This is a genomic window from Streptomyces sp. NBC_00820, assembly GCF_036347055.1.
In the GTDB taxonomy this organism is placed as follows: Bacteria; Actinomycetota; Actinomycetes; order Streptomycetales; family Streptomycetaceae; genus Streptomyces.
Map to the genome: position 1 here is coordinate 3,642,412 of NZ_CP108882.1, position 26,775 is coordinate 3,669,186.

The window sequence follows — 26,775 nt, forward strand, 5'->3', positions numbered from 1 at the left end:
GGTGCGGCCGGCTGGGGGCCGGCCTGAGGTGGTGAAACGTGCGGGCGTGAGGGGTGTGGACGTCAGGCGTGTGGGCGTCAGGCGTGTGGGCGTGAGCTGAGGCTCCGGCAGCGGGCGGAATTCCCCGTTCGGGTGGGCGAGTTGTCCACAACCGGGCCGTGGTCCACCGGCTCCGGCGGACTTCGGCGCGAGGCGTCATCGTGGGATCGCAAGCCCGTTCCCTCGTCGCAGGCGGTGATCCCGGTGCCCTTGTCCCCGTCGTCCCCCACGCCTCCCCCCTCCCGTCCTTCCCCTGCCTTCCCCACGTCGCCCCCTCCCCCTGGCCCGCCGCCGCTACGGCTCCCGGATCCGCTGGGTACCGACGCTCCCGCGACCTACGAGGTGCCCCAGTTCGCGCCCGTGCTCGTACGGGGCGGGCGGTATCGCCTGCGCCGGCTGTCACGACACCGCGGGCGGGCCCTCGCGGCCGGCCTCGCCGTCACCGCGGCCGCGCTCGTGGCGGCGGGTCCGGGCACGGGGACCGAGCCGCACCGCGCCGAGCGGCCCCGCCGGCACCCTGTCGCGGACCCCGTGCGCAGGCCCCCCGCGGGCCGGCGCGAACCGGCGGACGTGGTGCGGGCTCCGGTGCGGATCGCCGACGCCGGCACCGTACGGCTGCTGCGCCCCGGCGACCGGGTCGATGTGATCGCCGCCGAGGACCCGTCCACCGGGGGCGGCACCCGGGTGCTGGCCCGTGGAGCACGGGTGACGAGGCTGCCGGAGTTCCAGGGCGGAACAGCAGGAACAGTCGGAACGGCAGGACCAGGTGGGACAGCCGGACCAGGTGGACCAGGTGGACCAGGTGGACCGGGCGGACCGGGCGGACCGGGTGGTGGAGCGGACGGACCGGCCCGGGGGCCGACGGGCGGCGTCACCGACGGACTGTCCGACGGCGTTTCCGTGAACGGGGCGCTGGTCGTCCTGTCGGTGCCGCGTGCCACCGCGGCGCGGCTGGTCGGGGCGAGCGCCATGACCCGGCTGGCGGTGACACTGTGGTGAGCCCCGTCGGTCATTTTCTCGAAGGAGTTCCGTCAAGTCCCTCGATCGAGCGACGGGATTGGACACAATGGCCTCACCGTGCCGTAGGTTGCGGAGCGCTTTGTTCCACACCCTGTGCATGCGAGGAGAGTCCCCGAGGTGAGCGCGAAGAAGGAACCGGGTGTCCTGGACGGCTTCAAAGCCTTCCTGATGCGCGGCAACGTCGTCGATCTGGCAGTAGCGGTGGTCATCGGCGCCGCCTTCACCAATATCGTCAACGCGGTGGTGAAGGGGATCATCAACCCGATCGTCGGAGCGATCGGCACCCAGAACCTCGACCACTACAGCTCGTGCCTGAGCTCGTCGTGCGAGGGCAACGACGGCATCCGGCTGATGTGGGGCTCCGTCCTCGGCGCCACGCTCCAGTTCGTGATCACCGCGGCGGTCGTCTACTTCCTGATGGTCCTGCCCATGGCCAAGTACCTGGCCCGGGCCGCGGCCCGCAAGAAGGAGAAGGACGGCACGCCCGAGGTCGTCGAGACGCCCGAGGTGACCGAGGTCGACGTACTCAAGGAGATCCGCGACGCGCTGGTCTCGCAGCGCGGTCCCGGCCCGAACGAGCGGTACCCGAGCCACGGGGGCCGTTAGGGTCTTTCTTCCGGATCAGGCCGGCTCCGGTCTGCGGTGCCTTCTGGCCGACCCGAGCGGGGTCTGGTGCGTGCAGCTGCAAGGCGGAGGAGGGAGTCGACGCGGAGCGTCGGCAACAGACGACAACGCCGCTGGGGGTACCCCCTGCTCGCAGAGCTTGGGGGAGTGCGCACCAGACCCCGCGACCCCGGCAAGATCCGGAAGAGAGGCCCTAGAGGCACTCCCGGAGGGCCTGGCTCGGCCTGAGCGGAGCCGGGCCCCTCGGCGGAGCGAAGCCGGTCAGATGTGGTGGGGCGGCTTCTCGTCGAGGAAGCGCTTGAGGTCGGCGGCGCTGTCGGCATCCGCCCGCTCGCCCCACCCCCGGTCGGTGTCGTCCGAGGACTGCTGGTTCAGTGGGTCGTCGAAGATCAGCGCGGCCTTGGGGTCGCGCGGCTCGGGTGCGGGGGCGGTACTCATGCCTCCAGGGTACGGCCCGGCCCGCGGCAGGATTTTGTCCCGGATTTCTGCTGTCCTGGGACGCATGACGTCGAGTTCCACTCCACCGCCCGCCGCACCGGGTGCGCCGTACTCCCAGGGGCCTGTACGCCGGCTCACCGCACGCGGGCGTGACGAGGCACACCGCGTCTCCTCCCCGCTGGAGCTCTTCTTCGACCTGTGTTTCGTCGTCGCCATCGCGCAGGCGGGCGTGCAGCTCGTACAGGCCGTGGCCCACGGGCACCCGGGCGAGGGCATCCTCAACTACGCGATGGTCTTCTTCGCCATCTGGTGGGCGTGGATGAACTTCACCTGGTTCGCCTCGGCGTACGACAACGACGACGTGCTCTACCGGATCGTCACCCTCGTCCAGATCGCCGGCGTCCTGGTGCTGGCCGCCGGTGTCTCCCGGGCGTTCGACCGGCACGACTTCCTGCTCGTCTGGCTCGGCTACGTCATCATGCGGGTGGCGATGGCCTCCCAGTGGCTGAGAGCGGCGAGGTCGGCCACGGGCCCCGAGAGAACCATGGACCTGCGGTACGCCTGCGGTGTCCTGCTGTGTCAGGTCGGCTGGGTGGGGCTGGTGGTGCTGCCCGGGCCGGCGCGGCCCTGGGTGTTCGTGGTGATGGTGGTCGCGGAACTGTGCGTGCCGCTGTACGCGGAGCTGAACCACTCGACGTCCTGGCACCCGCACCACATCGCCGAGCGGTACGGCCTGTTCACGATCATCGTGCTCGGCGAGACGATCGCCGCGGCCACGGTCGCCGTGAAGTCGGGGGGCGACGAACACGACGCGCTGGGCCAGCTGTTGCCGATCGCGGCGGGCGGTCTGCTGATCGTCTTCTCCGCGTGGTGGATCTACTTCGTGGTGCCGATCCACGGTCATCTGCGCGCCGGCGGGAACCCGTTCCTGTGGGGCTACGGCCACTACTTCATCTTCGCGTCCGCGGCCGCGATCGGCGCCGGACTGGAGGTGGCCGTGGAGCAGGCGGTCGGCACGGCCCACATCTCCACGCAGGCCGCCTCGGCGTCCGTGACCCTGCCGACGGCGTTGTACCTGCTGACGGTCTGGCTCCTGCACGCGCGGCACTTCAAGGTCGGCACCGGGCAGCAGCTGGTGCTTCCGGTCACGACGCTGCTGGTGCTCTGCTGCACCTTCCTCGGCAGCTGGGCAGTGCTCGCGGCGGGGCTCGTGTCGGCGGCCGCGGTGGCCACCGGGGTGGTGCTGACGGCGGGCCCGTCCGCCCGCCGGCGGCGCCACGGCACCGCGGCTCCGACCCCCTGACCCTCCTCCTGAGGCGACCCGAAGTGGGCCAGACTGGCCCGCATGACAGTTGACGCGCTGACGGACGTCGCGGGGCTCCGGGTGGGACACGCCGCGCGCGGCGAGGCGGGCTGGCTCACCGGGACCACGGTGGTGCTCGCCCCCGAGGGCGGCGCGGTCGCCGCGGTGGACGTGCGCGGGGGCGGCCCCGGCACCAAGGAGACCGACGCCCTGGACCCGCGCAACCTGGTGCGCAAGGTCGACGCGGTCGTGCTCACCGGAGGCAGCGCGTACGGGCTCGACACGACGACGGGGGTGATGGCCTGGCTGGAGGAACAGGGGCGCGGGGTACGGGTCGGGGCGGATCCGGCGCAGGTGGTGCCGGTGGTACCCGCGGCGTGCGTCTTCGACCTGGGACGCGGCGGCGACTTCCGCGCCCGCCCGGACGCTGCGATGGGCCGGGCCGCGATCGAGGCGGCCGCGGCGACCGAGCCGGGGGCGCCGGTGGCCGAGGGGTGCGTGGGCGCCGGCACGGGCGCCGTGGCGGGCCGGATCAAGGGCGGGGTGGGGTCCGCGAGCACCGTGCTCGACTCCGGGATCACGGTCGCCGCGCTGGTGGTGGTGAACGCGGCGGGGTCCGTGCTGGCTCCGGAAACGGGCGTCCTGTACGGGGAGTTGTTCCAGGGCCGCGTGACCTGTCCGGAGGAGGGTGTGCACGAGGCCGCGCGGCGGCGTCTGGCCGAGACCACGGCGACGCACGCGCCCCCGCCGCTCAACACCACGCTCGCCGTGGTCGCGACCGACGCGGACCTCTCCAAGGCACAGGCGCAGAAGGTGGCGGGCACGGCGCACGACGGCATCGCGCGCGCCGTGCGGCCGGTTCATCTGCTGGACGACGGCGACACGGTCTTCGCGCTGGCCACCGGCGCGCGCCCGCTGGACGCCCAGGACCCGTTGGCGCTCAACGAGATCCTCGCGGCCGGTGCGGACCTGGTGACGCGCGCGATCGTGCGGGCCGTACGCGCGGCGCAGGGGGTGGACGGACCCGGCGGAGTGTGGCCGTCCTACGAGGAGTTGTACGGCGGCCGGCCCGAAGCGCACTGACACGCCGGAAGCGTGGTGACACGGCCCGAAGCGTGCTGACGCGGCCGGAGGCGGCCTGACGCGAACGGATATGTCGCGGCGTCAGGGAGTCCCGGCTGAGTGTGTTTTGTCGCGGTTCTGTCACGCGACGGCCGCCGCGGGGAACGGAGGGAACCTTTCCCGCGGCCTGATCCTCTTTCTCCACGCACTGGAACGGATCACGCACATCACACGAACCTGGAGCAGCCCGTGACAACGCCGGACATTGCAGCGCGGCGCGTACTGGGGGCCTGTGCCGCCCTGGTGGTCGGCGCCCTCACCCTCACGGGGTGCGGTGGCAACGCCAACGCCACCAACGGTGGCGGCGAGAACGGAAAGAACTCTTCCCGGACGTCGACGGCGAAGATAGCGATCTCGGCCAAGGACGGTTCGACCGGCGCGTCCATCAACGCGACCGGGGTGAAGGTCAGCGGGGGGCGGCTGACCGAGGTGAGGATGACCGCGGCGGGGTCGGGTCGGAGCGTGGCGGGCGCGATGTCGGCGGACGGCGGCAGCTGGAAGCCCAAGCAGCGGCTGGAGCGTGGGACGAAGTACGAGATAGAGGCGACCGCGAAGGACGCGGGCGGACGCACGGCCGCGGCCAACGCCATCTTCACGACGGTCACCACCTCCAACAGCTTCATCGGCACCTACACGCCGGACGACGGCACGACGGTGGGCGTGGGCATGCCGGTGTCGTTCACCTTCGACAAGTCCATCACCGACAAGAAGGCCGTGCAGTCGCACATCGCGGTCAGCTCCAGCAGCGGCCAGCAGGTCGTGGGGCACTGGTTCGGCGACCAGCGCCTGGACTTCCGCCCGGACGACTACTGGAAGGCCGGCTCCAAGGTCACGATGCGCATCGACCTGGACGGCGTCCAGGGCGCGAACGGCGTCTACGGCGTACAGAAGAGGACAGTGTCCTTCACCGTCGGGCGCTCGCAGGTCTCCACGGTGGACGCCCGCACGCAGACCATGACGGTGACACGGGACGGCAGGACCCTCAGGACGGTGCCGATCTCCGCGGGCAGCCCGCAGCACACCACGTACAACGGGAAGATGGTGATCTCCGAGAAGTTCACGCAGACCCGCATGGACGGCTCGACGGTCGGGTTCGGCGGGGAGTACGACATCTCGGACGTGCCGCACGCGATGCGCCTGACGGCGTCCGGCACCTTCGTCCACGGCAACTACTGGTACAACAAGGGCAACCCGCCCTTCGGCCGTGAGGGCACCAGTCACGGCTGCGTCGGGCTCGCGGACGTGCAGGGCGCGGGGGGCGCCACGACGGCCAAGTGGTTCTTCGACAACTCGCTCGTCGGAGACGTGGTGGTCGTGCGGAACTCCCCGGACTCCACGGTGGCACCGGACAACGGACTCAACGGCTGGAACATGGCGTGGAGCGCCTGGACCGCGGGAAGCGCGGTCTGAGCGGCGGGTTCTGACGGAATGCGGGGCCGTGCGGGAACTTCCCGCGCGGCCCGCGCGTTTTCCCGGCGTACGTTTTCTCGGATCCCGGACATGATGTCCGACCGAGGGGCTACGGTATGCACCCACTAGGTGACATGCAGCAACGCCGGGAGAAGCCTTGAGCGTTCCGTACGAGACGGCAGCGTACGAATCAGCCGAGTCGCCGGAGTCTCCGGAGGAGCACCTCGCGCGACTCCTCGGCCGTGCCCTGAACTCCTTCGAGCTGCCCGACGAGGTCATACGCAGACTCGACTGCGCGCTGGCGCACGACAGTTCGCTGCACTCCGCGCACCACAGCGCCGGGTTACACCGCGAGACGTACCGGCACACCTGGCTGCTCGCCGACGGCGACGCGGTGACCCTGTGGGAGCTGGTCCACAACACCGCGCCGGACGGTGAGGCCCAGCACGAGGTGTACACCGACGAGGAGGAGCTGCAGGCCTCCACGGCCCGGCTGGCACTGCCGGCGGACACACCCGACTTCGAACTGCCCATGCTGACGCACCTGTCGGCCATCCCCGAGCCCCGGCACGTGTACGCCCCCGACGACTCGGCGGACCACGCGCGCCGGCTGCTGCGCCGCGCGGAGAACGCGGACCGGCCGGACGCGGAGACTGCGGCCCTGCTCGCGACGGCGGCCGCGCACCAGATCACCCAGGCGTTCGGCCGCCCCGGCCGGACCGGCCGCGCGGGCCTGAGCTTCGCCCTGTACGAGCACGCGTTCCTGCTGCCGGACGGCCGGGAGATCTCCCTGTGGGAGGTCGAGCACACGGCGACGCCCGACGGACGGCACATGTGCGAGGTGTACCCGTCGGAGGACAGGGCCCGGGAGGCCATGGAGCGGCGGGCGGCGCGGCAGAGCTAGCGCGTCCCGCGGTCCGGCCTCAGTTCCGGGCCCGACCCCAGTTCCGGGCCCGGAACAAGCCCGTACCCCTGCCCCTGCCCCTGCCCCTGCCCCGGAACAAGCAAGGGATCCGTCCGGGTTCCGAGCGGGCTCATCGGGTGCCCTGTCACGCACCGCGGTCCGGGGCGTCGGCCCCGGACCGCGACGGGTACGGCTACGGCTACGGCCTGACAGTCAGGCGGCGACCGGCTGCTGGGGCTCGTGGGCGGCCGCGGTCCGGCTCGCACCGCGGTTGGCGTCCACGGCGTCCGGGGCCTGCTTGCGCGTCCCCTTGAGCAGGACCACGAGCGCGGTGGTCACGCACACGCCGGCCAGGACGGCGAGCAGGTAGAGGAACGGGTTGCCGATCAGCGGGACCACGAAGACGCCGCCGTGCGGGGCGCGCAGGGTGGCGCCGAAGGACATCGACAGCGCGCCGGTGACGGCGCCGCCCACCATGGACGAGGGGATGACCCGCAGCGGGTCGGCCGCCGCGAACGGGATCGCGCCCTCGGTGATGAAGGAGGCGCCCAGCACCCAGGCGGCCTTGCCGTTCTCGCGCTCGGTCCGGGTGAACAACCGGCCGCGCACTGTGGTGGCCAGGGCCATCGCCAGCGGCGGGACCATACCGGCCGCCATCACCGCGGCCATGATCTTCATCGCGGAGCCGGTCGGGTCGGCGACCGCGATACCGGCCGTGGCGAAGGTGTAGGCCACCTTGTTGACCGGGCCGCCCAGGTCGAAGCACATCATCAGGCCGAGCAGGGCGCCCAGCAGGACGGCGTTGGTGCCGCTGAGGCCGCCCAGCCAGTCGGTCATGGCCTTCTGCGCGGAGGCGATGGGCTTGCCGATCACCACGAACATCAGGAACCCGACGATCGCGGAGGAGATCAGCGGGATCACCACCACGGGCATGATGCCGCGTAGGGCGCCGGGAATCCGCACCCGCTGCACCGACAACACCACGGCACCGGCGATCAGACCGGCCACCAGGCCGCCGAGGAAGCCCGCGTTGATCGTGGACGCGATCATGCCGCCCACGAAACCGGGGACCAGGCCGGGCCGGTCCGCCATGCCGTAGGCGATGTAGCCGGCCAGCACGGGGACGAGGAAGCCGAAGGCCACGCCGCCGATCTGGAACAGCAGGGCGCCCCAGCTGTCGCTCTGGGTCCACACGAAGTGCTGGAGCACCGAGGGCGCCGCCTTGACCTCGTATCCGCTGATCGCGAAGCCCAGGGCGATCAGCAGGCCGCCCGCGGCGACGAACGGGACCATGTAACTCACGCCCGACATCAGCCATTTGCGGAACTTGGTGCCGTAGCCCTCGGTGGAGTCCCCCGCGCGCTCGACCGGCGTGCCACCGGACTCGGACGCGGACGCGGACGCGGACGCAGAAGCGGACACGGACGCGGGTGCGCTCGTCTCGCCGCGCTCTGCCTTCTGCCGGACCTCCGCCACCAGTTCGGCGGGGCGGTTGACGCCCGCCTTCACACCGACGTCGACGGTCGGCTTGCCGGCGAAGCGGTCCTTGTCGCGTACGGGAAGGTCGTGCGCGAAGATCACGCCGTCCGCCGCCGCGATCACCGCCGGGGCGAGCCGGGTGAAGCCCGCCGAGCCCTGTGTCTCCACGACGACCTCGACACCCGCCTCGCGGCCGGCGTTCTGCAGGGACTCGGCCGCCATGTACGTGTGCGCGATGCCGGTCGGGCAGGAGGTGACGGCGACGATCCGGAAAGGCCGCGCCTCCCCGGCCGCGGCGCCCTCGGGCCCCGCAGTCACCCGCGCCGTACTGCCCGCCGCGGCGCCGGCGGAGGCCGCCGCCGGCGTCGCGGCGGTGTCTTCGGGGGCGCTCGCGGGCTGCTCGGGAGCCGAAGGCGCCTCCTCTCCCCGGATCAGTGCCGCCGCCGTCTCCGGGTCGGCCAGGGAGCGCAGTGCCGTCGTGAACTCCGGGTTCATCAGTCGGCGGGCCAGGGCGGAGAGGATCGTGAGGTGGGCGTCGTCGGCGCCGGCCGGGGCGGCGATGAGGAAGATCAGGTCGGCCGGACCGTCCGGCGCGCCGAAGTCGATACCGGCGGCGCTGCGGCCGAAGGCGAGGGTCGGCTCGGTGACATGGGCGCTGCGGCAGTGCGGGATGCCGATGCCTCCGTCGAGGCCGGTCGGCATCTGGGCCTCGCGGGCGGCGACATCGGCGAGGAAGCCCTCCAGGTCGGTGACCCGGCCGAGGGCCGCCATGCGTACGGCGAGCGCGCGCGCCGCTGCTTCCTTGGTGCCGGCGGACAGGTCGAGGTCGACCAGGTCCGCAGTGATCAGGTCGGTCATCGCGGGCTCCAATGCACGCGTATCGCCCGGGGAGCGGAGTGGGCGGTGACGGGGACGGGGGTGGCGCTGTGGGGGTGAGCGGGCGGTGCGGGGCGCGGCGTGGGCGAGGGGAACTCCCGCCGCGTCCGGTCCTGTTCCCGAGCGGTCGTACGGGGCAGGGCTGCAGCAGTCGTACGGGGGCGGCTCGGATCGGCCGTACGGGACGAGGCCGGAGCAGTCGTACGCGGGCGGCCCGGAGTCGTCGTACCGGACGAAGCCGGAGCTGTCGTACGGGAGTGGGGCGGGCCGTTCATGACACCGGCTCCGTGAGGGCGCGGGTGGACGGCACGTCGGACGTGACGGTCACCGCGGCCGGGTCCAGGTCGGCCGGGCCCGGCATCACGCTGCCGGGCAGCCGGACGGCGGCGGCGCCGTGGGCCACGGCGGAGGCGAGGGCGTCGGGGCCGCCGCCGCCCGCGACGAGGAAGCCGGCGAGGGAGGAGTCGCCGGCGCCGACGTTGCTGCGGACGGTGTCCACGCGCGCGGTACCGAACCAGGCCCCCGCGTCGTCCACGAGCAACTGCCCGTCGGCGCCCAGGCTCGCGAGCACGGCGCGCGCGCCCATCGCGCGCAGTTCCTCGGCCGCCTTCACCGCGTCGCCCACGGTCGCCAGGGGGCGCCCCACGGCCTCCGCCAGTTCCTCGGCGTTCGGCTTCACCACGTCGGGCCGGGCGCTCAGCGCCTCCAGGAGCGCGCGCCCGGAGGTGTCCAGCGCGATACGCGCGCCCACGGCGTGCGCCTGCCTGACGACGTCGGCGTACCAGGAGGGTGCGAGTCCGCGCGGCAGGCTCCCGCAGCACGCGATCCAGTCGGCGGCGCGCGACCGCTCGCGGACGGTGTCCAGCAGGAGTTCCTGCTCGGCCGGTGACAGCTCCGGGCCGGGCGCGTTGATCTTCGTCAGGATGCCGTCGGCCTCCGCGAGGGCGATGTTGGAGCGGGTGGCTCCGGCGACCGGGACCGCTGCGACCTCGATCCCCTGCGCGTCGAGCAGATCGGCGACGAGCGCTCCCGGCGCACCGCCCAGGGGCAGCACGGCGACCGTACGGCGTCCGGCGGCGGCGACCGCGCGCGAGACGTTCACGCCCTTGCCGCCGGGGTCCATCCGCTCGCCGGAGGCACGGATGACCTCGCCCCGCTCCAGGGCGGGGACCTCGTAGGTGCGGTCGAGGGACGGGTTGGGGGTGACGGTGAGGATCACGCGCGTACCACTTCCGTGCCGCCGCGCTCGATGTCGGCGGCGTCCTCGGGGCTCAGCCCGCTGTCGGTGATCAGCAGGTCCACGTCACCGAGGGTGCCGAAGCGGGCGAAGTGCTCCTGGCCGTGCTTGGCGGAGTCGGCGAGGAGGACCACGCGGCGGGCGGCGGCGACGGCCGCTCGCTTGACCGCGGCCTCGGCGAGGTCGGGCGTGGTCAGACCGTGCCCGGCGGAGAAGCCGTTGGCGGCGACGAACGCGACGTCGGCGCGGATCTCGCCGTACGCGCGCAGCGCCCAGGCGTCCACGGCGGCGCGCGTACGGTGCCGTACCCGCCCCCCGATCAGGTGGAGCTGGATGCCCGGGTGGTCGGCGAGGCGGGCGGCGATGGGCAGGCTGTGCGTCACGACGGTGAGCGAGCTCTCCAGCGGGATCGCGGCGGCGACCCGTGCCACCGTCGTACCGGCGTCGAGGATCACCGTGCCCTCGGTGGGCAGTTCGGCGAGGGCGGCCTTGGCGATGCGGTCCTTCTCGTCCGCGGCGGTGGACTCGCGTTCGGCGAGGTCCGGCTCGAAGTCGAGGCGGCCGGCCGGAATCGCACCGCCGTGCACGCGGCGGACGAGGCCGGCGCGGTCGAGGGCCTTGAGGTCGCGGCGGATCGTCTCCGCCGTCACCTGGAACGTCTCGGCGAGCGAGAGGACGTCCACCCGGCCGGCGTCCCGGGCGAGCCGGAGGATCTCCTGCTGCCGCTCCGGTGCGTACATGTCCGCTCGCCTCCGAGTCATGCCCGAACGTGTGGGTTACGGCGGAGGCTACGCCCTGACCTCCGGGAAGTAAACAGGTTCGGACGTCATCCGGGCACATATGGACTTCCGTCGTGCCGGTCGCACACGTCGTACCCACCGTGCCGGTCGCACCCGTCACGCCCGTCACGCCCGTCACGCCCGTCACGCCTGGGACGCCTGGGACTGGCGCCGCGTCCGGGCAGCCCGAGGGCCCGGACACCTTCCGGTGCCGGGCCCTTTCGTGGCGGACGGCTGAGAGCCGACGGCAGGTCGACGGCAGAGAGCCGACGGCAGGTCAGTGGACGAGTTCGCCCGCACCCTCCGTCGCCGGAGCCGCCTCGTCCGCCGCGTCCTCCGCATCCGCCGCGCCCTCCGCATCCTCCGCGCCCTCGACGTGCTGCGCCGGGCGCTTGGGCAGCGCGAACATCAGCAGGAAGATCACGCCCATGACGGCGGCCACCCACCACAGCGCGTGCTGGAAGGCGTGCGCGAAGGCCGGGCCGACCTGCGTCCGGGCCAGCCGGTCGTCGATCACCCCGAAGAAGACGACCGACACCAGGCCGAGGCCGAGCGCGTTGCCCATCTGCTGCACGGTGTTGATCAGGCCGGACGCGGATCCGGCGTGCTCGCGCGGCACTTCGGAGAGGACCGCGTCGGTGAGCGGGGCGACGATCAGGCCCATGCCGGCGCCCATCACGACCAGCGGCAGGGTCATCTGCCAGGAGGCGATGGCGAGGCCGTAACGGTGGGCCTCCCCGATGTAGATCAGCACGCCCGCCCCCATCACCAGCGCGCCGGCCTGGAGGACCTTGCGCCCGAACCGCGGGACCAGCTTCTGCACGGACAGGCCGGCGGCCGTGGACACGGCGAGCGAGAACGGCACGCCGGTCAGTCCGGCCCGCAGCGGGCGCCAGCCGAGGCCGATCTGCATGTACAGCGTCCAGACCAGGAAGAAGATGCCGAGCGCGACACCGAAGACGGTCTGTACGGCGATGCCGGCGGCGAAGCTCTTCACCCGGAACAGGGACAGCTCGATCAGCGGGGAGCCGTCGCGGTCCGCCTTGCGGCGCTCGTACGCCACCAGCACCGCGAAGACGACGAACGCGCCCGCCATCGAGACGTACCCCCACAGCGGCCAGCCCAGCTCGCGGCCGCGGGTGAGCGGGTACAGCAGCATGAGCAGGCCCAGCGTGACCAGGGCGACGCCGACGAGGTCCAGCTTCAGCGCCTTCGGGGCGCGGGACTCGGTGATGTAGCGGCGGCCGAGGAAGAGGGCGACGAGGCCGACGGGCAGGTTGATCAGGAAGATCGGCCGCCACTCCAGGCCGAACAGGTTCCACTCCGTCAGCAGCGCGCCGAGCAGCGGTCCGGAGACCGCGCCGAGGCCGACGATCGCGCCGAACAGGCCGAACACCTTGCCGCGTTCATGGGCCGGGAAGGTGGCGTGCACGATCGACAGGACCTGCGGGACCATCATCGCCGCCATGGCGCCCTGCAGGATGCGGGAGGCGACCAGCATCTCGGGGTTCGCGGCGAAACCGCAGAGGGCGGAGGCGACGGTGAAGCCGGCGATACCCAGGAGGAACAGACGCTTGCGGCCGTGGATGTCGCCGAGCCGGCCGCCGGTGATCAGGCCCGCGGCGAAGGCGAGGGCGTAGCCGGCGGTTATCCACTGGATCTGGCTGAAGGAGGCGCCCGCGTCGTGCTCGATGGAGGGGATCGCGATGTTGACGATCGTGACGTCGACGAGGTCCATGAAGGCCGCGGTCATCACGATCGCGAGCGCGAACCAACGGCGGCGGTCGCCCTGCGCCTCGGCTTGAGCCGGTGCCTGAGCCTGGCCCTGTGCCGGGACCTGCGCCTGCACCTCGGCCCGGTCCTGGGCCTGCGCCCGGGCCTGCGCCGGCTGGGCGCCGGAGGTCTGTTCCGTGGATGTCATGTCCGCAAGCTAAGACCTCATTAGGTCAGATCGTGTCCTAGATGTACGCCATGCTGAGAGGCATGACGACGGACACCCCGGGTCGCATCCTCCAGCTCCTCTCCCTCCTGCAGACCCCGCGCGAATGGCCCGGCGGCGAGCTGGCCGAGCGGCTCGGGGTGTCCCGGCGCACGGTGCGGCGGGACGTCGACCGGCTGCGTGAGCTGGGCTATCCCGTGCAGGCCACGAAGGGCTCCGACGGCGGGTACCGGCTGGTCGCGGGCAAGGCGATGCCCCCGCTGGTGCTCGACGACGAGGAGGCCGTGGCGATCGCGGTCGGCCTGCGCGCCGGGGCCGGGCACGCGGTGGCGGGCGTCGACGAGGCGTCCGTACGGGCGCTGGCGAAGCTGGAACAGGTGCTGCCTGCGCGACTGCGGCACCGGGTGTCCACCCTCCAGGCCGCGACGACCCCGCTGGCCGGCGGGGACGGGGCGAGCATCGCGCCCGAGACCCTGACCGTCATGGCGTCGACGGTCGCGGGCCGGGAGCGGCTGCGGTTCGCCTACCGCGCCAAGGACGGCAGCGAGTCACGCCGGCTCACCGAGCCGTACCGGCTGGTGTCCACGGGGCGGCGCTGGTACCTCGTCGCGTACGACCTCGACCGCGAGGACTGGCGCACCTTCCGGGTGGACCGGGTGAGCGAACCCGCCGCCACCGGGGCGCGGTTCACTCCGCGGGAGTTGCCGGAGGGGAGCGCCGCGGAGTACCTGCGCCGCTCGATCCGGGGGCAGCAGGAGACGTACGCGTTCACCGTGCGCTTCGCCGCACCGCCGGAGGCCGTCGCCTCGCGGATTCCGGGGTGGGTCGGGACACCCGAGGCGGACGGGGCGGGCGGGTGCGTCCTGCGAGGGGAGAGCGGGGACCCGGTGGAGTGGCTGGCGGTGCGGCTGGCGATGGTGGGGTGCGAGTTCGCGGTCCTGGCACCGGATGAACTGGGCGCGTGCGTACGGGACTTGGGTGCGCGGATGAGCAGGGCCGGGGCGGCGGGGGCGGAGGTCGCGCCACCCGGGTAGGCGCCACCCGTCTCGGCGTGGCGGCGACGGCGGCCCGCACCGAAAGGACCGGCCGAGCCGGGCCGACCGACCCGACCCTCAACTCAGCCGTCAGCCCAGTCGGCCCTGTCGGCCCTGCCAATCCAGTCGGCCCAGTCGGCCGCTCAGGCCGATCCGCCCCACCCGAAGTCCCCCAGCGCCGTGAGGTTGCGCAGTGCCAGGGCGGCCGGGCCGCCGGGGCCGGTGTGCGGGGAGGTGGTGGCGGCCCATGCCTCGACCGCCACGCGGACGGCCGCGCAGGCGACCGCCGCGGCGAACCGGAGGTGCGGGGTGACGGTGGCGTCGGCGGGGAGGAGGGCGTGCGCATCGGCGTCGGCCGTGCCGGTCTCGGCAACGTTGTCCACGGAGGCGGCCGAAGCCGACGCCCCTCTCGCCGAAGCCAGGCGCACGGCCAGAACCGGGGCCAGTTCCTCCTCCGCCGCCTGGCACACCTCGGCCCACACCTTGCGGAGCGCCGGGCTCGTGTCGGCGAGGTGGATCAAGGTGCGGGCCCACTCCCAGGACGAGGCGGAGAGGCCGGAGCCGGGGGCGAGGGTCTGGTCGACCGCGTGGCGGAGCGCCTCGGGGATGGTCAGGGAGGCCGGGGCGTGGTGGACCGCCGCCGTCCAGAGCTGGGCGCCGGCCGCGTAGAGGGGGGCCACCGCCTCTTCCTTGGAGGCGAAGTACCGGTAGAACGTGCGCGGGGCGATGCCCGCCGCCTGGGCGATGTCCTCGGCCCGGGTGTTCCGCAGTCCGTGGCGCACGAAGAGCGTGGCCGCCGCCTGGGCGATCTCCATGCGGGTCTCGGCCTTGCGGCGTTCGGTGAGGGACGCCGACGGGGAGGCCGGAAAAAGCTGCCGGTGGATGGCGGTGCCGGTAAATCCGGCAGGACCGCCAGTACCAGTGGCACCGCCAGTACCAGTGGTACCGCCAGTGCCAATGACGCCGGTGATGCGGGAAGTACCGGTGATGCGGGGAGTGCCAGTGGTGCGGGAGGTGCCGGTGGTGCCGGTGGTGCGGGGGGTGCTCACGTTGGCAGGCTATGCCGATGTGGCAGAATCTGCCATCCGGCGGGCCACCCCGGGGTTCAGGTACGGGGTGGCCCGCCATTCCAGCATGTCCGTGGATGTTCCGGACGCCCGGGGTGCGCTTTCCCGAACTCGCCCACCCCCCGATCCCGGCCAGTCCCAGGCCCAAGCACAACCCCGACCCCGACCTCGGCCCCGAACCCGACCCCCGACAGGGACCGGAACTCGCCCGCCCCCACACACAAGAAAAACCGGGCCCCGGCGCCTGGGGGGGGGTAGGCGCCGGGGCCCGGCTGGGAAGGTCCCGGCGCCGGGGGGGATTGCGTCGGGACGTGGTTCAACTGGCGTGGGGGACATGGCTCAAGTGGCGCGGTGAGGGAGTGCGGCCCCCGGGCTTCGTTCCCTGGGTGCGATCCTCGGGTTCAATTCCCGGGCCCGGAAGGGTTGTTCCCTCGGACCCCGGGGTTGAAGCGACGGTACCGCGCCATGTTTGCGCCGTCTTTCGCCACCGGGCGTACGCCCCGTGATGTCACGCCGCCGCGTCGAAGCCGGTGTCGCGGGCCAGCTTCTTCAGTTCGAGCAGCGCGTGCTTCTCGATCTGCCGGATGCGTTCACGGGTCAGACCGTGCTCCTTGCCCACCTCCGTGAGGGTGCGCTCGCGGCCGTCGTCGATGCCGTACCGCATCTTGATGATGGAGGCCGTGCGCTCGTCCAGGCGGCCGATCAGGTCGTCCAGCTCCTCGCTGCGCAGCAGGCTGAGGACGGACTGCTCGGGAGAGACCGCGGAGGTGTCCTCCAGCAGGTCACCGAACTGCGTCTCACCCTGGTCGTCCACCGGCATGTTCAGCGAGACCGGGTCGCGGGACCAGTCGAGCACGTCGGTCACGCGCTCCGGCGTCGAGCCCAGCTCGGCGGCGATCTCCGCGGGCTCCGCCTCGCGCCCGTGCTCGCGGTTGAACTCGCGCTGCACGCGGCGGATGCGGCCCAGCTCCTCCACCAGGTGGACGGGGAGCCGGATGGTGCGGGACTGGTCGGCGATGGAGCGGGTGATGGCCTGGCGGATCCACCAGGTGGCGTACGTCGAGAACTTGAAGCCCTTGCGGTAGTCGAACTTCTCGACCGCGCGCACCAGACCGGCGTTGCCCTCCTGGATCAGGTCGAGGAGGGGCAGGCCCGCTCGCGGGTAGCGCCGCGCGACCGCCACGACCAGGCGGAGGTTGGAACGGATGAAGACGTCCTTGGCCCGCTCGGCGTCGACGATCAGCGCCTCCAGCTCGTCACGGGTCGCCCCGACCCTCGTCTCCTCGTGCCCGTCGAGGAGCTGCCGTGCGAACACACCCGCTTCGATGATCTGGGACAGCTCGACCTCCTTGGCGGCGTCGAGCAGCGGCGTGCGCGCGATCTCGTCGAGGTACATGCCGACCAGATCACGGTCCGCGATCTCGCCGCCGTGTGCGCGAACACTGCTTGCCGAGTCGGCCGTCTCGCCAGTGGCGGACTTACGACGGGCGACGGCACGGGTTGCCATGCGTGCTCCCTTGCGTTGGGGTCCCCCCTGCTCGGCCGAAGCCGAGAGCTCGGGGGAGGGCTGGCGGGTGGTCCTGGCGAACGCTCAGCACTCCGGGACTTCCTCTGGGACTCTCCTCGAGTGCCCTGCATCTGTGGGAAACAACGACTGGAATCCGGACAGAATTCCCAACCCGTCCCCCTATTTTTCTGATCATGCAGTACCCTGTTTCGCCACACAGGGAGGCGTGATGTCGACCGGGCGTACAGAGGTGCAGGTCAGGCCGGGAGTCGAGGCGGATCTCGATGCCCTCACGGCCCTCTACAACCACTACGTACGTGAGACGGCCATCACGTTCGACACGGCGGTCTTCACTCCGCGGGAGCGCCGTCCCTGGCTGCTCTCCCACCCGGAAGACGGCCCGCACCGCCTGATGGTTGCCACGGACACGGACTCTCAGGAGATTCTGGGGTACGCCACATCCAGCCCCTACCGGCCGAAGCCCGCCTACGCCACCTCCGTGGAGACGTCGGTGTACGTCGCCCCGGACTCCCTCAGAGGGGGCACCGCCGGCCGGCGCGGCATCGGCGGCCTCCTCTACGCCGCCCTCTTCAAGGCCCTGGCCGAGGAGGACGTACACCGCGCCTACGCCGGGATCGCGCAGCCGAACGAGGCCTCCGAGCGGCTGCACGCCCGCTTCGGCTTCCGGCACGTCGGCACGTACCGCGAGGTGGGCCGCAAGTTCGGCCACTACTGGGACGTGGCCTGGTACGAGAAGGACCTGTAGCCCCCGGCTCCCCCAGCTCCCCACCCGGCTCCCGGGCGAAGCCGGGTCAGCCGAACTGCGCCGACCTCTTCGCCAGCCCCATCCAGAACCCGTCGATCACCGACTTCTGCGTGTCGAGCTCGCCGCCCGCCTCCGCCGCGCCCATGGTGACGAAGAGCGGTGCGAAGTGCTCGGTGCGCGGATGGGCGTAGCGGCCGGCCGGGGCCTTGTTCAGGAAGTCCAGCAGGGCGTCCCAGTCCCGGGCCTCCAGGGCCCGCCTGCCCCAGTCGTCGAACTCGGAGGACCAGCTCGGCACGCCGCCCGCGTGGCGCAGGGCGGCCAGGTTGTGGGTGAAGAATCCGGAGCCGACGATCAGTACGCCCTCGTCGCGCAGCGGAGCGAGCCTGCGGCCGATGTCCATCAGGCGGACCGGGTCGAGGGTGGGCATGGAGATCTGCAGGACGGAGATGTCGGCGTCCGGGAACATCTCGACCAGGGGGACGTACGCGCCGTGGTCGAGCCCGCGGTCGGGGATGTCCTGGACGGGGGTGCCGGGGGCGCGCAGCAGCTTGCGGACGGACTCGGCGAGCTCCGGTGCGCCGGGGGCGTCGTATCGCACCTGGTAGTAGTGCTCGGGGAAGCCCCAGAAGTCGTAGACCAGTGGGACGGTGGTGACGGCGCCGAGGGCGAGCGGGGCCTCCTCCCAGTGGGCGGAGACGACGAGGATCGCCCTGGGCCGGGGCAGGGCCGCGGACCAGGCGGCGAGCTGGCCGGGCCAGACGGGATCGTCGGCGAGCGGCGGGGCGCCGTGGCTGAGGTAGAGGGCGGGCATGCGCTCACGCCCGGTGGCGGACGGCTGCGGTACGGCGTCGACGGCTGCGTCGGACATGGCGGCGGCTCCCTGCGGTCTCGGTCCACGTGGCGTTCGGCAGATGCTTTAACTCTCAAGCATTACGCGAAGAGCGTACGCCCGACTTGTTCAAGTTTCAAGGAGGTGGCTCGTACAGTGGGACCCATGAACTCGGCAACGGACTCCGCCGGCCGGCACCGCTGGCTCACCGACGAGGAACAGCGCGTCTGGCGCGCCTATCTGCACGCCACCACGCTGCTGGAGGACCACCTCGACCGCCAGCTCCAGCGCGACGCGGGGATGCCGCACATCTACTACGGCCTCCTCGTCACCCTCGCCGAGGCGCCCCGCCGCAGGCTGCGGATGACCGAGCTGGCGATGAAGGCGAAGATCACCCGCTCCCGGCTGTCGCACGCGATCGCGCGGCTGGAGCGCAACGGCTGGGTCCGCCGCGAGGACTGCCCCTCGGACAAGCGCGGCCAGTTCGCGGTGCTCACCGAGGAGGGGACCGAGGTGCTGCGCGAGACCGCCCCGGGCCATGTGACCGCCGTACGGCAGGCGCTGTTCGAGCGGCTGACCCCCGGACAGCAGAAGGCCCTCGGCGAGATCATGGAGATCGTCGCCGAGGGCCTTCAGCCCGACGAAGCGGGTGCGGACCTGCCCTGGCTCCGCTGAGTCACCGTCCGTCACGGCGCCTCGCGCTCGCTCAGTGAGCGACCACCGGCACCGGCACCTCGTCCTCCACACCGTCACCGCTGCCGGAGGCCACCGGAGTGGAGCCCGGACGGCCGGCGTTGACGAAGGTGAAGGCGATCAGCGAGGCGGCCGCCAGGATGGCGACGGCGAGCCAGATCGCCGCGGTGTAGCCGTGCACCATGCCGTCCAGCGTGACCAGCTGCGCCTGCGGCTTGGAGACCGCGGTGGCGATGTGGTCCTTGATGTACGACGCCTGCGCGGAGGCGGCGATGGTGTTCAGCAGGGCGGTGCCGATCGCGCCGCCCACCTGCTGCGAGGTGTTGACCATCGCGGAGGCGACACCGGCGTCCCGGGGCTCGACGCCCTGGGTGGCCAGGGACATGGCCGGCATGAACGCCGTACCCATGCCGAGGCCGAGCAGCACCATCGCGGGCAGCAGCAGGGCGGCGTACGAGGAGCCGACCTCCAGCTGGGTCAGCAGCAGCATGCCGACGCCGGCGACGAAGAAGCCGGGGCCCATCAGGTAGCGGGCCCGCACGCGGGTCATCAGGCGGGCGCCGATCTGGGTGGAGCCGGTGATCATGCCGGCCACCATCGGCAGGAACGCGAAGCCGGTCTTGACCGGCGAGTAGCCCTTCACGACCTGGAGGTAGTAGGTCAGGAAGAGGAACAGGCCGAACATGCCGATGATCGCGAGGCCGAGGGAGAGGTAGATGCCGCCGCGGTTGCGGTCGGTGATCACGCGCAGCGGCAGCAGCGGGGCCTTGACCTTGGACTCGACCACCACGAAGGTCGACAGCAGCACCACGGACGCGACGAACATCGAGATGGTGACGGCGTCGCTCCAGCCGTCGGACTCGGCGCGGGTGAAGCCGTACACCAGGGCGACCAGGCCGAGGGTGGACAGGATCACGCCGGGGATGTCGAGCGGGGAGCGGTTGCGGCCGCCCTCGGGCTCACGGATGACCAGGTAGGCGCCGACACCGGCGATGATGGCGAACGGGATGTTCACGAAGAACGTCCAGCGCCAGTCCAGGTACTCGGTGAGGAAGCCGCCGAGGATCAGGCCGACGGCGCCGCCGCCGCCGGCGATCGCGCCGTAGATGCCGAACGCCTTGGCGCGCTCCTTGGCGTCCGTGAACATCACGGCGAGCAGCGAGAGCGCGGCCGGGGCGAGCAGGGCACCGAAGGCACCCTGCAGCGCGCGGGCGCCGAACATCATGGCGCCGGAGGTGGCGACGCCGCCGAGCGCGGAGGCGGCGGCGAAACCGGCCAGGCCGAGGACGAAGGCGCGCTTGCGGCCCCACAGGTCGGCGATGCGGCCGCCGAAGAGCAGCAGACCGCCGAAGGCGAGGGCGTAGGCGGTGACGACCCACTGCCGGTTGCCGTCGGATATGCCGAGGTCCGTCTGCGCGGACGGCAGGGCGATGTTCACGATGGTGGCGTCGAGGACGACCATCAGCTGGGCGAGCGCGATGAAGGCGAGCGCCTTCCAGCGGTTGGCGTCGCCACCGCTCGGCGCGGCGACTCCGGGATCCTTGCTGGCTGATCGAGACATGGAGGTACCCACTTCGGGACTTCGTTGCGGAAAAGGTGTAAGGAGACGCGCGCGGGCGTGCGGGCTCGCGCGTGCCGTGCGTGCCGGTACGGACCCGCGCGTGCGCACGCGCGGGTCCGCGCGGGCGCGCGAAGGAGGAACGGCCGTCCCCGTCGACGGCCGGAAGCTGAGGGCTTGCTGGGCAGGAGGACCGGGATCCGGCCCCCGAATCACCGTCCCGGCAGACCTGGTCGGTCCAGCGGGCCCGATCGGTCGGATCGGTCGGATCGGTCAGCCCGGGTTGGTCGGTCAGCCCGGATTGGTCGTGGCGGTCCGGTCGGTCATGCCGGTCCGGCCCGGTCGGTCATGTCGGTCGTGGCGGTCCGGTCGTCGTGGCGATCCGGTCGGTCATCGGTCGGTCAGGACTGGCGCAGATCCTCCATGGTCACGGCCGTGCCCGGCAGAACGGTGCGGGCCGGAGCCCGCAGACCGTCCAGGAACAACTGCAGATGGCGGTGCACGAAGCGGTCGGCGCTGAAGCACGCCGCACCGGCCGGGGGCCGGCTCAGCTGGGCCACGGCGACCAGCAGGTCGCCGGTCCCGACGTCCGGCCGGAGCTGCCCGGCCGTCCTGGCGCGGTCCATGACCTCCCCGATCAGCTGCTCGACCCGTTGTCCCGCCGCTTCCAGGTCGGGGTGATGCTGATCGAAGGTGCTGGAGATCATCGGACACAGTGCGCTGATGCGTTCGTCCGCCGCGGTGTGCACGAAGTGCTCGAGGGCGGCGAACGCGTCACCGGTCTCCGCGAGCGCTCCCGCGGCCGCCTCGGCCGTACGGCCCATCACGGAACAGACGACCTCGCGGACGAGGGCGTCGCGGTCCGGGAAGTTCCGGTACAGCGTGGCGTTGCCGACACCGGCCCGGCGGGCGATCTCGTCGAGCGGCACGTCAGGGCCGTACTCGACGAACATCTCCCGGGCGGCGGTGACGATCCGCTCCCGGTTGCGCAGCGCGTCGGCACGGGGCCGGTGCGCCTTGCGAGCGGGGACTGCGGTCTGCACGGCGTACTCCAAGTCGGACGAATGCGGATCACCACGCGTCCCCGGGGATCACTGAGGACCTCTGGGGATCACTGGCACTGGGCTTGCTGGGCGCCTGCGGTGATCCGGGGAGGAGTTCCCCGTTTCGCGCGGACACAGGTCTAAACGGGGAGAGGATCCCCGCTTATTTCCCTCTCCCGAACCCAATCCATGTGACCTGCGCCACATGCTCCGTCCGCCCGGCGCGACGCACTTCACCCACCTCGCACCACTCGACGCGATTCACCCTACTAGACGTGATTCACACCGGGGTGCGTCGAAATAGCACGATCGGTCTCTCCCAGCGCGCGCCCTCCGCCGCGGCGACACAGGGTGAGCGCAAGGGTGCAGTCGGAGACCGGAGGCTGCCGTGGAGCGAGAGGTGCGTTCATGCAGCCTCAGTCACCCCGACGCCGCATACGCCCGCGCCGCGTGGCCACCCTCGCCTCGGTGATCGCGCTGACCTTCGCGGTCAGCACCTCGGCGGGGACCGGACATCTGGCGGCGCCCACCACCGCCGGGCCCGTCGGCCCGGCCCGCTCCTCCGCCCTCGTGCCCTGCCTGATCCGCGGCGGCGCCGACGTGCAGATGACGGAGGGCCTTCCGACACCGACCGGCTACTCCCACTCCACCGGCACCGTCCGCGCCCTGACGCTGATGGTCGACTTCTCCGACGCGCCCGGACAGGGCAGCGCCCTCGACCGCTTCCACGAGTTCTTCCCGCAGACCCAGGAATGGTTCCGCACGGCGTCGTACGGCCACCTCGACTACCGCCCCGAGACCCCCATCACCACCTGGCTGCGGATGCCCAAGTCCTTCAGGGACTACGGCATAGAGCGCGGCGCCCCCTTCGATCCCGGCTACCGGGACCTGGTCCAGGACATCGTGGCCGCCGCCGATCCCGACGTGGACTTCCGCTCGTACGACCTGCTGAACGTGCTGGTCACCCCGAACGCCGGCCCCTCCGCCCTGGACACCGTGCTCTCCGTGACCTTCGCCGGCAACGGCGAGGCCCCGGTCGCCGACGGGGTCCCCATCTCCAACGCGTCCTTCGTCTACTCCCGCCAGGACGACGGCTCCGGCACCTACACGCACACCGGGTACCGGGTGCTGCCGCACGAGAACGGCCACACCTTCGGCCTGCCCGACCTCTACACCCAGGACGGCGGGGGCACGGTCGGGCACTGGGACATCATGAGCGAGGACTGGGGCGCCAACAACGACCTGCTCGGCTGGCACAAGTGGAAACTGGGCTGGCTGGACGCCACCCAGGTCGGCTGCGTGTCGGCCAAGGGCAGCGCGGAGTACACGCTGACACCGCTCTCCAAGGCGGGCGGCGGCAAGCTGGTCATCATCCCCGTCGACGCACGCTCCTCCTACGCGCTCGAACTGCGCGCACAGGGCGGCAACGACGAGGCGATCTGCAAGCCGGGCATCCTCATCTACAGGGTCGACGCCACCGTGGACACCGGACGCGGCCCCATCACCGTCTTCGACGCCCACCGCGACAGCGGCGGCTGCACCCGCAGCCCCAACGTCCAGGCCGAACTCTCCGACGCCCCCTTCGCCCCCGGCGAGACCTTCAAGGACCCCCGCCACGGCATCACCGTCCACGTGGCGAGCGCCGACCTGGACGGCGAGTACAAGGTGCGCGTCACCCGCAGCTGACGCCCCACGCCCCCACCATTACCTCCTCACGCTGCGACCTCCTGATCCGGTACCCTGTCCACCGAGTGCAGCACGCCTTCGTAGCTCAGGGGATAGAGCACCGCTCTCCTAAAGCGGGTGTCGCAGGTTCGAATCCTGCCGGGGGCACAACACGTTAAGCCGCTGACCTGGGGTTTCTCCCCCAGGGAGGCACCCTATTCGGCCTCGGACTCCCCGTCCGGGGCCGTTTGCGTGAGCGGTGCGTGAGCGGTGCGTGAGCGGACGGGGCGCCAGACCCCGATATCTCTCCGGATGGATCAGCACCATCCAGCACGCGCTGTGCGCGCGGCACGAGCCGGGCCGCGGCCTCGGCGATCGCCAGATCCGCCTCGGGAAGCAGGCTCGTGTAGGTGTCGGCCGTGATGGTGATCGAGGAGTGGCCGAGCATCTCCTGGATGTCCTTCAGACCGGCCCCGGCCGCGTGGGCCAGCGTTGCCGCGCCGTGGCGGAGGTCGTGGAGCCGGACGGGCGGGAGACCGATCTCCTCGTACAGCTCGATGAAGCGCCGTGTGACGTTGGCGGGGTGGAGCATCTCGCCGTTCTCCCTGGTGAAGGCGCGGCCGGTCTCCACCCAGGCGCGCATGAGGACCGGCTCCTGGCCGAACGGATCCGCGAGGTCCACGGCGAGTCCGGCGGCGCCTACGGCTCTCCGCGGGTGACCGCTGAACTCCGCGCGAAGGGCCTGCGAGTCAACGAGAAGCGGATCGCCCGGGTGATGCGGACGTTCTCCATCACCGGCATCCGCCTGCGCAGACGCGTCCGCACCACTGATCCGGACCCGGCCGCCAGGTTGGTTCCGGACCTGTTCCAGCGGGACTTCACCGCGGTCGAACCCGGCCTGAAATACATGGGCGACATCACGTATCTCCCTCTCGCGGGCGGTGAGTTCCTCTACCTCGCGACAGTGCTGGACTGCTTCAGCCGCAAGGTCGTCGGCTGGTCCATCGCCGACCACATGCGCACGGATCTGGTAGCCGACGCTCTGAGGATGACGGCGGCGACCCGCGGCGGCCTGGACGGGGCGGTGTTCCACTCCGACCACGGAGCCCAATACGGCTCCAGGGCCTTCGCCGACCTCTGCATCCAGCTCGGGGTCACCCGGTCGATGGGCGCGGTCGGCACCAGCGCGGACAACGCGGCTTGCGAGAGCTTCCACGCGTCCCTCAAGCGAGAGACCCTCCAGGGCGCCCACGACTACGGCGACCCCGCCACCTGCAGAAACAGGGTCTTCGCCTGGCTGACCCGCTACAACACCCGCCGCCGGCACTCCGCCAACGGCCACCTCAGCCCCAACGAATACGAACGCCGACACCACACCGCTAAGCTCACGCTCGCCGCGTGATTAACGAAGCGTGTCCACCATCACGGGGGAAGGCCCCTGCATCTCTGTAGGCGAGTGCGGCATGATCGCCGTCATGTCTTGAGGGGGACTGATGAGTGCCTACATAGCCGCGGCCGTCTTCTTCGGCCTGCTGGGTTTGATCCCGGCCAGGAAGGCGCATGCCATCCGTCACGTCATAGCCCATGGCGAGCGCGCACGTGGCGTGTGCGACTACGTCACCTGGGACGACGGCGACGCGAGCGCCTGGTGTTCGTTCGTCACTCCGGACGGCAAGAGCAGACGGGTTGCGGTTCAGGGCTATGGTTCTCCACGATTCGAGGCTGGCGACGTGGTGGAGATCGCCTACTGGAAGGGCAGGCCGCGTACCGCGGTGGTGGTACAGGACGAGGAGAACTACCGGCGCACCCACCTCGTCGCTGCGATCGTCTGCTCCGTACTGGCCAGCGTTTTCGCGCTGGCCGCGGTCCTGGCTGCAGCGCTCTAGGAACTACGGCAGCGCGACAAGATGCCCACAGTTCTCCGAGATGATTTGCGCTCTCCTGTCTCACCTAAGTGTGAGACGTCATCCGCACCTCGGCGGGCACGGGATCCGCCATCGACCTCTGCTCCACCTGGTCCGCCAGGACCGCGGCTCCGCGGTCGCCAACGAAGTGGCCCGGCGCATGGTCGTTCCGCCGCACCGCGAGGGCGGACCGGCCCAGTACGCGCGGCCACCCCTCCGGGTGCGCAGGACGAACGACACCCTCACGCCCGTCCTGGAGCAGGCCCGCAGCCGGCTGCACGAGCAGTTGACGGTGCCGCAGCTCGCCCGCGAGGCGGGGCTGAGCGAGCGCACCTTCGCCCGCCGGTTCCGCGAGACGCTCGGCACGACGCCCCTGCAGTGGATCCTGCAGGAACGGGTCCGGCTGGCTCAGGAGTTGCTGGAGGAGACCGACGAGCCGGTGGAGAGTGTCGCGCAGCGCACCGGCTTCGGGAGCGCCGCCAATCTGCGGCACCACTTCGGCCGACTCACCGGGGTCTCTCCCCAGACGTACCGCCACGTCTTCCGTCATCGCACGGGACAGCGGCGGAACGGGGTGGCGGCGTCCGGTCCGCGCGCCGAATGAGCGGGGGAAGACTTGTTCGGCCTCGAACCTCTCGTCCCGGGCCGTTCCGGCTCGTCATTGCAGGTCGGCCGCGACAGCCGGATGTCCTGCTCGGCCAGTTCGGGTTCGCAGCCCTGGCCGACGTGGTTCTTGTCTCCGATCAGCGTGTGGCCGGACCCGGAGGCGACAAGTTCCGATTCGGCGGCGAGGAGGTCCAGCGGGGTCTCGCGTTCGTCAGCCTTGCCTGAGAGGCGTGACCGCGCTCCGCTGCCGGAATATCGGCCGATGGAGGTCGGTTGGAGACGGCGAACTCAACCGCGTTCTGGAGTACGGAAGTTGACACCCCGGACTGATTTTGGAGGGCTCCATGGCCCGTTCGTTCCTCTTTCTCCTCGGCAGCGCCCGCGCGGATGGCAACACCGAACTGCTGGCCCGCGCCGCAGCGGAGCAACTGCCGGGCGATACCGAGCAGCGGTGGCTGGACCTGGCGGAGCTCCGTCTGCCCGACTATGACGACGCGCGCCATTCAGTGGACTCATGGCCGCAGGCGGAAGGCGACGAGGCACTGTTGTGGGAGGCAACGACGGCTGCCACCGACATCGTGATCGCCTCGCCGCTGTACTGGTACTCCGTGTCGTCCTACGCCAAGCGTTACCTCGACTACTGGTCGAGGTGGCTGGCCACCCCTGACCCCGGCTTCAAGGCGAAGATGGCCGGGCGCACCCTGTGGGGCGTGACGGCCATGGCACACCGCGAGGAAGTCGTCGCCGAGCCCTTGATCCTCACCTTGCACCACACCGCGGCATTCATGGGCATGCGATTCGGCGGCGTACTCCTCGGCAATGGCTCCCGGCCCGGCCAGGTGCTCACCGACGAACGGGCGGCCTCCCGTGCCAAGACGTTCTTCGCCCAGGAAGCGCCCCTCGCCCGGCTCCCCTTCGAGGAGGAGTGACAAG

Annotated in this window: 23 protein-coding genes, 1 tRNA gene and 2 pseudogenes; 15 read left to right on the forward strand and 11 right to left on the reverse strand. The window is 71.6% G+C overall.

Features of this window, described 5'->3' with window-relative positions; genetic code table 11:
- Positions 1 to 381 precede the first annotated feature (381 nt).
- Entirely contained in the window at positions 382 to 1,038 is a 657-nt protein-coding gene (locus OIB37_RS16435; protein ID WP_330458352.1) for a hypothetical protein, read from the forward strand.
- Positions 1,039 to 1,176: 138 nt separating this feature from the next.
- On the forward strand, positions 1,177 to 1,665 hold the full coding sequence (mscL, locus tag OIB37_RS16440) for a large conductance mechanosensitive channel protein MscL (protein WP_330458353.1): 489 nt from the start codon (positions 1,177 to 1,179) through the stop codon (positions 1,663 to 1,665).
- Between the two features lie 279 nt (positions 1,666 to 1,944).
- Here the strand turns inward: mscL and OIB37_RS16445 are convergent, their stop codons facing one another.
- Positions 1,945 to 2,121 carry a hypothetical protein gene (locus tag OIB37_RS16445; protein WP_330458354.1) on the reverse strand — a complete coding sequence of 59 codons (177 nt, stop codon included), beginning with the start codon at positions 2,119 to 2,121 and terminating at the stop codon, positions 1,945 to 1,947.
- 64 nt (positions 2,122 to 2,185) lie between these two features.
- Between OIB37_RS16445 and OIB37_RS16450 the strand changes: the two genes are divergently transcribed.
- From OIB37_RS16450 to OIB37_RS16465, 4 genes are all read left to right on the forward strand, one after another.
- A complete protein-coding gene (locus OIB37_RS16450; RefSeq protein ID WP_330458355.1) occupies positions 2,186 to 3,424 on the forward strand; it encodes a low temperature requirement protein A in 1,239 nt (412 codons plus the stop codon).
- A 42-nt stretch (positions 3,425 to 3,466) separates the two neighbouring features.
- Entirely contained in the window at positions 3,467 to 4,507 is a 1,041-nt protein-coding gene (locus tag OIB37_RS16455; protein WP_330458356.1) for a P1 family peptidase, read from the forward strand.
- Between the two features lie 228 nt (positions 4,508 to 4,735).
- A complete protein-coding gene (locus OIB37_RS16460; RefSeq protein WP_330458357.1) occupies positions 4,736 to 5,956 on the forward strand; it encodes a L,D-transpeptidase in 1,221 nt (406 codons plus the stop codon).
- Between the two features lie 157 nt (positions 5,957 to 6,113).
- Positions 6,114 to 6,860 (forward strand): DUF6227 family protein, encoded by a 747-nt coding sequence (locus OIB37_RS16465; protein ID WP_330458358.1) that lies wholly within the window; start codon positions 6,114 to 6,116, stop codon positions 6,858 to 6,860.
- A 213-nt stretch (positions 6,861 to 7,073) separates the two neighbouring features.
- On the opposite strand, the gene OIB37_RS16470 is transcribed toward OIB37_RS16465, so the two are convergent.
- The 4 genes from OIB37_RS16470 to OIB37_RS16485 form a co-directional block, all read right to left on the reverse strand.
- Positions 7,074 to 9,197, reverse strand: a complete 2,124-nt coding sequence (locus tag OIB37_RS16470) for a PTS fructose transporter subunit IIABC (RefSeq protein WP_330458359.1) — start codon at positions 9,195 to 9,197, stop codon at positions 7,074 to 7,076.
- Between the two features lie 289 nt (positions 9,198 to 9,486).
- Positions 9,487 to 10,434, reverse strand: coding sequence for a 1-phosphofructokinase (pfkB, locus tag OIB37_RS16475; RefSeq protein ID WP_330458360.1), 948 nt, complete (start codon positions 10,432 to 10,434; stop codon positions 9,487 to 9,489).
- On the reverse strand, positions 10,431 to 11,192 hold the full coding sequence (locus OIB37_RS16480; RefSeq protein WP_330458361.1) for a DeoR/GlpR family DNA-binding transcription regulator: 762 nt from the start codon (positions 11,190 to 11,192) through the stop codon (positions 10,431 to 10,433). Before OIB37_RS16480 ends, pfkB begins: the two co-directional genes overlap by 4 nt.
- A 316-nt stretch (positions 11,193 to 11,508) precedes the next feature.
- Complete coding sequence (locus OIB37_RS16485) at positions 11,509 to 12,984, reverse strand: MFS transporter (RefSeq protein ID WP_330461869.1); 1,476 nt, start codon at positions 12,982 to 12,984, stop codon at positions 11,509 to 11,511.
- A gap of 230 nt (positions 12,985 to 13,214) precedes the next feature.
- Here OIB37_RS16485 and OIB37_RS16490 point away from each other — a divergent pair, with 230 nt between their 5' ends.
- Positions 13,215 to 14,204, forward strand: coding sequence for a helix-turn-helix transcriptional regulator (locus OIB37_RS16490; protein WP_330458362.1), 990 nt, complete (start codon positions 13,215 to 13,217; stop codon positions 14,202 to 14,204).
- A 143-nt stretch (positions 14,205 to 14,347) separates the two neighbouring features.
- Here OIB37_RS16490 and OIB37_RS16495 read toward each other — a convergent pair whose 3' ends face one another.
- Together OIB37_RS16495 and OIB37_RS16500 are read right to left on the reverse strand one after the other, a co-directional pair.
- On the reverse strand, positions 14,348 to 15,019 hold the full coding sequence (locus OIB37_RS16495; protein WP_330461870.1) for a TetR/AcrR family transcriptional regulator: 672 nt from the start codon (positions 15,017 to 15,019) through the stop codon (positions 14,348 to 14,350).
- Between the two features lie 760 nt (positions 15,020 to 15,779).
- Complete coding sequence (locus OIB37_RS16500; RefSeq protein ID WP_330458363.1) at positions 15,780 to 16,778, reverse strand: sigma-70 family RNA polymerase sigma factor; 999 nt, start codon at positions 16,776 to 16,778, stop codon at positions 15,780 to 15,782.
- A 229-nt stretch (positions 16,779 to 17,007) separates the two neighbouring features.
- Between OIB37_RS16500 and OIB37_RS16505 the strand changes: the two genes are divergently transcribed.
- Positions 17,008 to 17,544: a GNAT family N-acetyltransferase gene (locus tag OIB37_RS16505; RefSeq protein WP_330458364.1), complete on the forward strand. Its 537-nt coding sequence runs from the start codon at positions 17,008 to 17,010 to the stop codon at positions 17,542 to 17,544.
- A gap of 46 nt (positions 17,545 to 17,590) precedes the next feature.
- On the opposite strand, the gene OIB37_RS16510 is transcribed toward OIB37_RS16505, so the two are convergent.
- Complete coding sequence (locus OIB37_RS16510) at positions 17,591 to 18,412, reverse strand: dioxygenase family protein (protein ID WP_443058159.1); 822 nt, start codon at positions 18,410 to 18,412, stop codon at positions 17,591 to 17,593.
- Positions 18,413 to 18,538: 126 nt separating this feature from the next.
- Here OIB37_RS16510 and OIB37_RS16515 point away from each other — a divergent pair, with 126 nt between their 5' ends.
- Complete coding sequence (locus OIB37_RS16515) at positions 18,539 to 19,048, forward strand: MarR family winged helix-turn-helix transcriptional regulator (protein WP_330458365.1); 510 nt, start codon at positions 18,539 to 18,541, stop codon at positions 19,046 to 19,048.
- Between the two features lie 31 nt (positions 19,049 to 19,079).
- On the opposite strand, the gene OIB37_RS16520 is transcribed toward OIB37_RS16515, so the two are convergent.
- Positions 19,080 to 20,627 carry an MFS transporter gene (locus tag OIB37_RS16520; protein ID WP_330458366.1) on the reverse strand — a complete coding sequence of 516 codons (1,548 nt, stop codon included), beginning with the start codon at positions 20,625 to 20,627 and terminating at the stop codon, positions 19,080 to 19,082.
- A 398-nt stretch (positions 20,628 to 21,025) separates the two neighbouring features.
- Positions 21,026 to 21,667, reverse strand: a complete 642-nt coding sequence (locus tag OIB37_RS16525; protein ID WP_330458367.1) for a TetR/AcrR family transcriptional regulator — start codon at positions 21,665 to 21,667, stop codon at positions 21,026 to 21,028.
- Positions 21,668 to 22,075: 408 nt separating this feature from the next.
- On the opposite strand from OIB37_RS16525, the gene OIB37_RS16530 reads away from it, so the two are divergent.
- A complete protein-coding gene (locus OIB37_RS16530; RefSeq protein ID WP_330458368.1) occupies positions 22,076 to 23,353 on the forward strand; it encodes a M6 family metalloprotease domain-containing protein in 1,278 nt (425 codons plus the stop codon).
- Positions 23,354 to 23,427: 74 nt separating this feature from the next.
- Positions 23,428 to 23,500 (forward strand) — tRNA-Arg (locus tag OIB37_RS16535).
- Positions 23,501 to 23,507: 7 nt separating this feature from the next.
- On the opposite strand, the gene OIB37_RS16540 is transcribed toward OIB37_RS16535, so the two are convergent.
- Positions 23,508 to 23,975: a tyrosine-type recombinase/integrase gene (locus tag OIB37_RS16540; protein WP_330458369.1), complete on the reverse strand. Its 468-nt coding sequence runs from the start codon at positions 23,973 to 23,975 to the stop codon at positions 23,508 to 23,510.
- Here OIB37_RS16540 and OIB37_RS16545 point away from each other — a divergent pair.
- From OIB37_RS16545 to OIB37_RS16560, 4 genes and pseudogenes are all read left to right on the forward strand, one after another.
- A pseudogene (locus OIB37_RS16545) lies at positions 23,970 to 24,734 on the forward strand (IS3 family transposase); the annotation flags it as partial. The gene OIB37_RS16540 and the pseudogene OIB37_RS16545 sit on opposite strands and share 6 nt — an antisense overlap.
- Before the next feature lie 91 nt (positions 24,735 to 24,825).
- The gene (locus tag OIB37_RS16550; protein WP_330458370.1) at positions 24,826 to 25,218 is read left to right on the forward strand and encodes a hypothetical protein; all 393 of its coding nucleotides are present in this window, start codon (positions 24,826 to 24,828) and stop codon (positions 25,216 to 25,218) included.
- A gap of 80 nt (positions 25,219 to 25,298) precedes the next feature.
- Positions 25,299 to 25,840: pseudogene (locus OIB37_RS16555) on the forward strand (helix-turn-helix domain-containing protein); the annotation flags it as partial.
- 346 nt (positions 25,841 to 26,186) lie between these two features.
- Positions 26,187 to 26,771, forward strand: a complete 585-nt coding sequence (locus tag OIB37_RS16560) for a flavodoxin family protein (RefSeq protein WP_330458372.1) — start codon at positions 26,187 to 26,189, stop codon at positions 26,769 to 26,771.
- The last annotated feature ends 4 nt before the right edge of the window (positions 26,772 to 26,775 follow it).

Coding starts and splice junctions, on each gene's coding strand:
- OIB37_RS16505 (WP_330458364.1), top strand. CDS start 17,008: ATGTCGACCGGGCGTACAGAGGTGCAGGTCAGGCCGGGAGTCGAGGCG.
- OIB37_RS16455 (WP_330458356.1), top strand. CDS start 3,467: ATGACAGTTGACGCGCTGACGGACGTCGCGGGGCTCCGGGTGGGACAC.
- OIB37_RS16480 (WP_330458361.1), bottom strand. CDS start 11,192: ATGTACGCACCGGAGCGGCAGCAGGAGATCCTCCGGCTCGCCCGGGAC.
- OIB37_RS16520 (WP_330458366.1), bottom strand. CDS start 20,627: ATGTCTCGATCAGCCAGCAAGGATCCCGGAGTCGCCGCGCCGAGCGGT.
- OIB37_RS16540 (WP_330458369.1), bottom strand. CDS start 23,975: ATGCGCGCCTGGGTGGAGACCGGCCGCGCCTTCACCAGGGAGAACGGC.
- OIB37_RS16515 (WP_330458365.1), top strand. CDS start 18,539: ATGAACTCGGCAACGGACTCCGCCGGCCGGCACCGCTGGCTCACCGAC.
- OIB37_RS16490 (WP_330458362.1), top strand. CDS start 13,215: ATGACGACGGACACCCCGGGTCGCATCCTCCAGCTCCTCTCCCTCCTG.
- OIB37_RS16485 (WP_330461869.1), bottom strand. CDS start 12,984: ATGACCGCGGCCTTCATGGACCTCGTCGACGTCACGATCGTCAACATC.
- OIB37_RS16450 (WP_330458355.1), top strand. CDS start 2,186: ATGACGTCGAGTTCCACTCCACCGCCCGCCGCACCGGGTGCGCCGTAC.
- OIB37_RS16470 (WP_330458359.1), bottom strand. CDS start 9,197: ATGACCGACCTGATCACTGCGGACCTGGTCGACCTCGACCTGTCCGCC.
- OIB37_RS16560 (WP_330458372.1), top strand. CDS start 26,187: ATGGCCCGTTCGTTCCTCTTTCTCCTCGGCAGCGCCCGCGCGGATGGC.
- OIB37_RS16510 (WP_443058159.1), bottom strand. CDS start 18,412: ATGTCCGACGCAGCCGTCGACGCCGTACCGCAGCCGTCCGCCACCGGG.
- OIB37_RS16495 (WP_330461870.1), bottom strand. CDS start 15,019: ATGGAGATCGCCCAGGCGGCGGCCACGCTCTTCGTGCGCCACGGACTG.
- OIB37_RS16530 (WP_330458368.1), top strand. CDS start 22,076: ATGCAGCCTCAGTCACCCCGACGCCGCATACGCCCGCGCCGCGTGGCC.
- OIB37_RS16445 (WP_330458354.1), bottom strand. CDS start 2,121: ATGAGTACCGCCCCCGCACCCGAGCCGCGCGACCCCAAGGCCGCGCTG.
- OIB37_RS16550 (WP_330458370.1), top strand. CDS start 24,826: ATGAGTGCCTACATAGCCGCGGCCGTCTTCTTCGGCCTGCTGGGTTTG.
- OIB37_RS16500 (WP_330458363.1), bottom strand. CDS start 16,778: ATGGCAACCCGTGCCGTCGCCCGTCGTAAGTCCGCCACTGGCGAGACG.